This is a genomic window from Streptomyces rectiviolaceus (assembly GCF_039533825.1).
GTDB classification, from domain to species: domain Bacteria; phylum Actinomycetota; class Actinomycetes; order Streptomycetales; family Streptomycetaceae; genus Streptomyces; species Streptomyces rectiviolaceus.
In genome coordinates this window covers 40,228-44,974 of sequence record NZ_BAAAUG010000177.1, presented here as the reverse complement: position 1 = coordinate 44,974, position 4,747 = coordinate 40,228, and the positions used below count along the sequence as shown (strand labels likewise).

Genomic DNA, 4,747 nt, shown 5'->3' with positions numbered 1-4,747 from the left:
TGGCCCGCGGTTACCTTCGCCGTCCCTCGCTCACAGCTGAGCGTTTCGTTGCCGATCCGCATGGTCCGGCCGGGTCGCGGATGTATCGCACCGGGGATCTGGCTCGCTGGCGGGCGGACGGGAATCTGGAGTTCCTGGGGCGGGTCGATCAACAGGTGAAGATCCGGGGCTTCCGGATCGAACTGGGGGAGATCGAGGCCGCGTTGGCCAAGCACGAGCACGTGGCCCAGTCCGTGGTCGTGGTCCGCGAGGACGCGGGCGGCATCAAGCAGCTCATCAGCTACGTCGTCCCCCCGCCCGGCGCCGATGCCGAGCCCTCGGACATACGCGCCCGCCTCGGCGAGGGACTGCCGGACTATATGGTCCCGGCCGCGGTGATGGTGCTGGATGCGCTGCCACTGACACCCTCCGGCAAGCTGGACCGCAAGGCCCTGCCCGAGCCGGACCTCAGCCGGGCAAGCACCGGCCGAGCGCCGCGCACACCTCAGGAAGAAGTGCTGTGCGGGCTGTTCGCCGAAGTCCTGGGCCTGCCCCGGGTCGGCATCGACGACAGCTTCTTCGAGCTCGGCGGGCACTCGCTCCTCGCCACCCGACTCGTCTCCCGCATCCGAGCGGCCCTCGGCGCCGAACTCGGCATCCGTACCCTCTTCGAAGCCCCCACCGTCGCCACCCTCACCGTCCAACTCGACCACGGCAGAGCCGAGGACGACTTCGATGTACTGCTGCCCATCCGGGCACAGGGGAGCAGGCCGCCCCTGTTCTGCGTGCATCCGGCAGCCGGTATCAGCTGGGTGTACTCCGGGCTGCTGCGGCACCTCGACGCCGACATCCCGCTCTACGGGCTCCAGGCGCGCGGGATCACCGAGCCCGAGCACCGGGCGGGAACCCTCGGTGAGCTGGCTGCCGACTACCTGGAGCAGATCCGCAAGGTCCAGCCCAACGGCCCCTACCGGCTGCTTGGCTGGTCCTTCGGCGGCGGTGTCGCCCAGGAGATCGCCGTACAGCTGCAGGAACAGGGCGAGCGGGTCGCCGTACTGGCGCTCATGGACAGCTACCCCGGCGGTGGCGAGCAAGTCCGCCGCGGCGCTCCGACAGCCCGGCCGGAGCAGGGCGACCTCGCCGGCATGCTCGACTCGCTCGGCTTCCGCACCCGGGATGCCGAAGGCCGGACCCTGGCCCCCGCCGAACTGACCGAACTGCTCGCCGCCGAGGGCAGCCCGCTGTCAGCGCTCGACGCGAGCAGGCTGACCGCGCTCGCCCGGGCCTTCGCCGACCATGTGCGGCTCGCCAGGGAGGCCCAACACCGGCTGTACGACGGCGATCTGCTCTTCTTCACCGCCACGGCCGACAAGACACCGGCCGACCCGACAGCCCAATCCTGGCGGGCCCATGTCACCGGCCGGGTCGACGACCACCCGGTGGCCTGTGCGCACGGGGCCATGACCCAGCCGGACCCGCTCGCGGAGATCGCGGGGCCGCTCGGCAGGGCGCTGAACCGCCCCTGACGGCCGGATCCGGCCATGACGACCACTTCATCGATCACCCCCACGAACGAACCGAGGGAAGCAGCAGTGCAGACAAACCCGTTCGAGAACGCCGACACGAGCTACCTGGTACTCGTCAACGACGAGGGCCAGCGCTCCCTGTGGCCCGCCACCATCGACGTACCGGCGGGCTGGACCGTCGAGTTCGGCCCCGAGGCCCGCCAGCACGCCGTCGACCACATCGAGGCCGCCTGGCAGGACATGCGCCCGCGCAGCCTGGTGCGTGCCGTGGAGGGTGAGGCCGCATGACCGGGGAGCGGGCCGGACAGCAGAACACGGCGCCGCCCGGCCTGCGGGAGCGGCTCGTCGTGAGGATGCGTACACCCTGGTGGGCGATGTTCGCCATCTGCTTCGCCAGCGCCGTGGTGCTGCTCGACACCACCGCGGTCAATGTGGCCCTCGCCGAGATCGGCACCGGCCTCGACGCGGGTCTCGACCAGGTCCTGTGGGTGGTCAACGCCTATCTGCTCTCGTACGCCGCCCTGTTGGTGATCGGCGGCCGGCTCGCCGACATGTTCGGGCCGCGCCGGGTCTTCCTGGTCGGCCTTGCCGTGTTCACGGTCTCCTCCGTCGGCTGTGGGATGGCCCAGGACGCGGGGCAGGCGATCGCCGCACGCCTCGCACAGGGTGTGGGCGCCGCCCTGCTCACTCCGCAGACCATCGTGATCATCACGCGGATCTTCCCTGCTGAGCGGCGGGGAAAGGCGATGGGCGTGTGGGGCGGGTTCGCGGGCATCGTCGCGGCGGCCGGGCCGACCTTCGGCGGCCTGCTCGCCGCTTCGCTCGGCTGGCGCTGGATCTTCTACATCAATGTGCCGGTCGGGATCATCGGCGCGGTCCTCGTTCTGCTCGCCGTGCCCAAGCTGGACACCGGCAAGAAACAGCGTCTCGATGTGCTCGGCGCGAGCGTCCTCGCCGTCGCGATGCTGGCCATCGTGTACGCGCTGCTTGAAGGCGAGGCGCACAACTGGGGCAGCCTGTGGGGTCCGGTGACCGTGCCGGTGCTCGCCGGTGCGGGGATCCTCGCTCTCGGTGCGTTCTTCCTGGTCGAGCGGGAGCGGCAGGGCCGGGATCCGCTGATTCCGTTCGCGGTGCTGCGGGACCGCAACTTCTCGCTCATGGCGGTTGTCGTCTGCGTGCTGCCGTGCGGGCTCGGTGGCGTCATGCTGCTCACGCCGCTGTACTTGCAGGACGTGCAGGAGTTCTCCGCCTTCCAGGCGGGCCTCCTTGTCGCGGTGGCGCCGCTGGTGTCGGTGTTCATCGCGCCGTACTCGGGCACGCTCACCGACCGGTTCGGCGGCAAGTACGTGCTGATCACCGGCCTCGGCTTCTTCGCGGGCGGCATCGCGCTGATGGGCGCGCTCATCCAGGACGGCTCCGGCTGGACCGTGCTGCTGCCCGGCCTGATCTGCGTCGGCATCGGCATGGGCGTCGGCTTCGCGCCGGCGAGTGTCGTGGCCTTCCGGAACATCGATCCCGGCATGGCCGGTTCGGCGTCCGGGGTGTTCAACACGACCCGGCTGAGCGGCAGTCTGCTCGGCAGCGCGGCCGTGGGCGCCGTGCTGCAGGCGCAGCTGGCGACCGGGGATGCCACCACCGCCATCAAGTTCACGATGTTCCTGCCCGTGGCGATCATGTCGGCGGGTACGCTGCTCACTCTGGCGATCCGGGAGAGTGCGCCGGGCACCGCGAACGAAAAGGCTGCCGAGCCCGAGCCAGAGCCCGAGCCCGCGGCCGAATCCGCGGCCGAATCCGCCGCCGAATCCGGGGCGGGCACGGAGCAGGAATCCTCGGTGGGGTTGCGCTGAGCCGATGCGGGCCGAGAATTCCTCAGGTTCCACATCCGTGGCGCATTGTCCGTATCCCGGAAGTCCAGGGAAACGGTGGGTGCAGGATGTGGTCCTTGGGCGGCCCCTGGGTGGTCCCCGGGAATTCTGTGAACGCGTTACCGGAAAAACGAAAGCCCGGCGAATCCGTGCTCGGTTATGCTGAATACGCATACCTGGTTCCGGCTGTCTGAAAGCGCGGAGATCCGCCCCTCCGGTCGCGCTCGGCGCGACCGCAAGGGCGGATCCCTTGTGCTGCCCGGACGGCTCAGACGACGTGCCGGCCGCCGTCCACCGTCAGTACGTCCCCGGTGGTGTACGCGGCGTTCGCCAGGTAGAGCGTCGCCTCCGCCACGTCCTCGGGCGTACCCACCCGGCGCAGCGGAGTGTTCGCGGTGATCCACTCGCGAGAGCTGTCCCAGACCTCTTCGGCCTCGTCGTACCAGGGGGTCTCGATGAGCCCCGGGGCGACGGCGTTCACCCGGATCGCCGGGCCGAGCTGGGTCGACAGCAGGCGCGTCATGTGGTTGAGCGAGGCCTTGCTGACCGCGTAGGGGATGGAGCTGCCGAGCGCCCGGGTCGCGGAGACCGAGGAGACGTTGATGATCGCTCCCGCCCCGCTGGCCCGGAGGTTGGGGACCGCGGCCGTGGTCATCTGCCAGGCGCCGATGACGTTGACCTCGAAGATGGAGCGCCAGACGTCGGCGTCGGCGGCCTCCAGGTCGTTCAGGGGGATGAAGCGGGTGGCGCCGGCGTTGTTGACGAGGATGTCGAGCCGTCCGTAGGCGTTCACGGCGCTCTCCACGAGGCGGCGGCAGTCGTCCGCCTTTGACACATCGCCCTGGACGTATATGGCGTCCGGGAGTTCCGCTGCCAATGCCTTGCCCGCGGCCTCGCTGCGCGCGGAGTTGACGACCACCTTGATGTTCTCAGCGGCAAGGCGGCGGGCCACTGCAGCGCCAATTCCGGATGACGATCCGGTGATCAGGGCGACGCGTTCCTCGCTCATTTCTACCTCCTGAAGCGTTGACAAATTGTTGAAGCGGATCATAGCTTACTGTCCGTCTTGCGGAAACGACTTTCCGTCTAATGGAATTATGGCGCTCGGTGTTCATTTCGCCGGGGGGTCGCCCGGGGGCCGTCCGGGGAATCGGTACTGAGCACGAGGAGAGTCATGGGGTCGTCGCCGAGAGTTTCAGCGGAGCCAGGTGCGGGGGGAGTTCACCGCATCGTCGAGGCGCGGCTGCACGACAACCCCGACGCCGTCGCGGTCCGTGAGGCCCTCACCGGAGTCGAGCTCAGCTATCAGGAGCTCTGGTACCGGGCGGGCGCCGTAGCTGGTCAGCTGGCCGCGCATGGCGTCGCGCCGGGCCGCCC

General features: G+C 69.6%; 5 protein-coding genes. 3 read left to right on the top strand and 2 right to left on the bottom strand.

The window, feature by feature from the left end:
- From ABD378_RS37945 to ABD378_RS37935, 3 genes are all read left to right on the top strand, one after another.
- On the top strand, positions 1-1,505 hold a 1,505-nt coding region (locus ABD378_RS37945; RefSeq protein WP_344528868.1), incomplete at its 5' end, for an alpha/beta fold hydrolase.
- Between the two features lie 15 nt (positions 1,506-1,520).
- Complete coding sequence (locus ABD378_RS37940) at positions 1,521-1,793, top strand: MbtH family protein (RefSeq protein ID WP_344528866.1); 273 nt, start codon at positions 1,521-1,523, stop codon at positions 1,791-1,793.
- Complete coding sequence (locus ABD378_RS37935) at positions 1,790-3,352, top strand: MFS transporter (RefSeq protein ID WP_344528864.1); 1,563 nt, start codon at positions 1,790-1,792, stop codon at positions 3,350-3,352. The genes ABD378_RS37940 and ABD378_RS37935 overlap by 4 nt, the downstream gene beginning before the upstream one ends.
- 286 nt (positions 3,353-3,638) lie before the next feature.
- Here ABD378_RS37935 and ABD378_RS37930 read toward each other — a convergent pair whose 3' ends face one another.
- On the bottom strand, positions 3,639-4,379 hold the full coding sequence (locus ABD378_RS37930) for an SDR family NAD(P)-dependent oxidoreductase (RefSeq protein WP_344528862.1): 741 nt from the start codon (positions 4,377-4,379) through the stop codon (positions 3,639-3,641).
- A 186-nt stretch (positions 4,380-4,565) separates the two neighbouring features.
- Positions 4,566-4,747 (bottom strand): hypothetical protein (locus ABD378_RS37925; protein WP_344528860.1); only part of this gene is annotated, 182 nt, incomplete at its 5' end.

Bases quoted from the DNA above. Each gene is read 5' to 3' on its own strand.
- ABD378_RS37940 (WP_344528866.1), top strand. From the start codon at position 1,521: ATGACGACCACTTCATCGATCACCCCCACGAACGAACCGAGGGAAGCA.
- ABD378_RS37935 (WP_344528864.1), top strand. From the start codon at position 1,790: ATGACCGGGGAGCGGGCCGGACAGCAGAACACGGCGCCGCCCGGCCTG.
- ABD378_RS37930 (WP_344528862.1), bottom strand. From the start codon at position 4,379: ATGAGCGAGGAACGCGTCGCCCTGATCACCGGATCGTCATCCGGAATT.